Raw genomic sequence first — 3,177 nt, forward strand, 5'->3', positions numbered from 1 at the left:
TGGATGATCTCGGGCAGTCGGTTTTGACCGTCGAGCTTTCGCCATTTCTTCTGCGCTGACATCATCAGCTTGAAGGCCATGCATTGCCCGGCAGGCGATTGCCTAGCAATCTGCCGAGAGGGGCCAGCCCGGTCTTCCGACTGAGACATCCCTTGGTGCGTTTTGTTCCATGTCGGACGGTGGCGAATGTGCTTTCGATCGGGTTTGACGTGCGGACGTGCTTCCAATGTTCCGCCGGATAGTCGTAGAAGGTCAGCAGCGCGTCGCGGTCCTTGACCAGCTTGGCGACCGCCTTGTCCCATTTCACACCGTATGTTTCGACGAAGAAATCAAAGGCGACGTTGGCTTCGGCTTTGGTCTCGGCCTGCCAGTCTCTCGGGACATTGCTGCGCAATACACTGTCGGCCAATGGATGTCATGGAGGTGGCCTTTGCCTGTATGGATTTTGGCATCGCGTTCAGCACATTCATCGTCTTGTGCACCCAGCATCTTTGCTCACGCGTCGCTGCAAAGACCTCGCGCAGCGCGGTCCAAAACCCCAGGGCTCCGTCACCCCCTCTCGGCAGATTTGCCTTGCAAATCGCCTGCCGGGCGACGGATGGCCAGTTTGGGGTCTTGTTTCAGGCCGCGCCGCTTGAGATCAAGCAGCAGCTCGCCCCAGCTTTGGGTGCTTTCGCGGAAGCTGTCCACTGCCCGGCAGTGTATTGCGCAGCAATGTCACGAGAGGGGGTCATGGCCAGAAGTTCCTTGCGGCTATATTCATCCGCCCCGACGATCACCAGAACGCATTGCTTTTCCTCAGCCATGCGCGGTTTGAAGTAGACCCCGTCGGCCCAGATGTAGAGAAACCGCCGCGAACCGAGGTCGCGTTTCTGCCAAGCCTCGTAGTCCTTCCACCAATCGGCTTTCAGGCGCGTGACGATCTTGGCGGACAGGCCCCTGGCGTTCGGACCCGGCAGCGCCTCCAGCGCCTCGGTGAAATCGCCCGTGGACACACCCTTGAGATACAGCTAGGGCAGCAGTTCCTCGACCGATTTCGTCTTACGCAGATACCGCGGCAGGATGCTGGGCGTGAAGCTGATCCTGTCTTCGCCTGCGCCGCGATCCCGCACGCGAGGCACCTTCACCGGCACTGGACCAATGCCGGTCATCACCTCGCGTTCGGATAAGTGACCATGGCGCACCAGGCGGGCACGCCCATCCTCCAGCCGTTCCCCGGAAAAGGTGTTCAACAGCGCCGCCAACTCGGCGTGGATCGCCTGTTCGATCAGCTTGCGCGCTCCCTCGCGCAGGACGTCGGTGAAGGGATCGGAGGTAAAACCCGATGGATCAGGCAATTGGGTGATGGTAGTCTCTGACATGTGGCATATCCCTTCCTCAGCAGAGAATTGACGGCGACTCGACACCGCCATGATATGCCGCCCCTCAGGACATCACCAACTTTCGCGCGTTTCTCCGAAGGGCAGAGTAAGCGCAGTCTGACGCATTTCACAAGCAGATATCCTCATCGGCAGCATGGACTGAAGCCGGGAGAACCGCCCCCAATATTACGCCGTAAGTCTCTGCAATTAATGGCAAATCAACTCTAGGCATGCATAGATTCATGCAAACGCCTATGGCACGAATATCACCAGCGAAGACTGTATGGCGAGCGTTATCTACTTGAAGAAGAGGAAGAGCAATGAAACCGACAATGATGGGTGCAATGCTTCTGATGATGTCGAGCATGTCGGCTGTGGCGGAGGACATTGTGATAACTGATGAAATGTGGGCCGAACAACGTGCAAGGGCCGTTGAAGTATGTGACGACATTGGCAGAGTGGCCGCTGAAATCATGAAGGCTAGGCAGAGCGGAAAGGTGTCGATGCGTGAACTTTCAGATGAAATCAACTTTCCTGAAACTCATGAGTTGATTCAGGAATCTGTAATCGAGGGGTGGAAATTTCCACAGCTCATGACTCAGGATTACAAGGACTATGCGATTCAGGAACACAGAGATGTGTTTACCAGAAAGTGCCTTGAACTGCTTCAACTATGACCCTCGCCGCCATTCAAAAGAAAGAGACCATGAAGATCGGCCGCAGAAATGTGGCCGGTGTATCTGGCAACTATGCAAATCGGGGGAACTTGGCTCGCGCGTGTCCTACTGCTGCAAGGAAGAGCTAACACTCCCCCTCTAAAGACCGCCAAGACAAACTGCCTGACGCCTCAGTCAGTGGCATTTTCAATGCTTGAGTATCCATCAAACGTATTTCCGATACCGCTAAAGATCGATTCTGAACTGATATCGAGACCATCCAAGTGACCTGCTCCCCTGAAAAGTCCTCGCTTTGAGGTTAGCCTGTTCTCCAACTGAGGAGACAGACGATGAAGAGAAGCCGTTTCAGCGAAGAGCAGATCATTGGCATATTGAAGGAGCACCAAGCTGGTCTTGGTGCGAAGGAGCTGTGCCGCAAGCACGGGATCAGCGACGCCACGTTTTACAAGTGGCGCTCGAAGTATGGCGGCATGGAAGTGTCTGACGCCCGGCGGCTGAAGATGCTGGAGGCCGAGAACGCCAAGCTCAAGAAGATGCTTGCCGAGCAGATGCTCGACGTGGCGACGTTGAAGGAGATGCTGGGAAAAAACTTCTGAGGCCCGGTTCGAGGCGACGTGCCGTGGACTGGGCCATGAAGGAGAAGAGCTATACCCAACGGCGGGCCTGCGCCCTGGCTGGGATTGATCCGCGTGTATATCGGCGGCAACCGAAGCTGTCGGAGGACAAGGCGCTGCGGGCGCGGCTGCGGGAACTGTCGGCTGAGCGTCGTCGGTTCGGCTATCGGCGCCTGCACATCCTGCTGAAACGAGAGGGCTGGGAGCTGAACTGGAAGAAGCTCTATCGGATCTACCGCGAAGAAGGGTTAACAGTGCGTAAACGGGGCGGACGCAAGCGGGCGATTGGGACCAGAGCACCTATGGCAATCCCGCAGTGGCTGAACCAGCGGTGGTCGCTCGACTTCGTCTCCGACACGCTCTCCGAGGGGCGCAGGTTCCGTATCCTGAACGTGATCGACGACTTCAGTCGGGAATGCCTGGCCTCGGTGGTCGACACGTCGCTGTCGGGCATCCGTGTCGCCAGGGAGCTGGATCGGATTGCCGAGATGCGGGGCTATCCTTGCATGGTGGTATCCGACAACG

At 57.0% G+C, this 3,177-nt stretch carries 1 protein-coding gene and 2 pseudogenes; 2 read left to right on the forward strand and 1 reads right to left on the reverse strand.

Features of this window, described 5'->3' with window-relative positions:
• Positions 1-1,361 (reverse strand): annotated as a pseudogene (locus MN186_RS08965) (IS256 family transposase); the annotation flags it as partial.
• A 320-nt stretch (positions 1,362-1,681) separates the two neighbouring features.
• Between MN186_RS08965 and MN186_RS08970 the strand changes: the two are divergent.
• The gene (locus tag MN186_RS08970) at positions 1,682-2,038 is read left to right on the forward strand and encodes a hypothetical protein (protein WP_242114040.1); all 357 of its coding nucleotides are present in this window, start codon (positions 1,682-1,684) and stop codon (positions 2,036-2,038) included.
• Between the two features lie 329 nt (positions 2,039-2,367).
• Positions 2,368-3,177, forward strand: a pseudogene (locus MN186_RS08975) (IS3 family transposase); the annotation flags it as partial.

This window comes from Aliiroseovarius sediminis, assembly GCF_022678485.1.
GTDB lineage: Bacteria > Pseudomonadota > Alphaproteobacteria > Rhodobacterales > Rhodobacteraceae > Aliiroseovarius > Aliiroseovarius sediminis.

Coding starts and splice junctions, on each gene's coding strand:
- MN186_RS08970 (WP_242114040.1), top strand. CDS start 1,682: ATGAAACCGACAATGATGGGTGCAATGCTTCTGATGATGTCGAGCATG.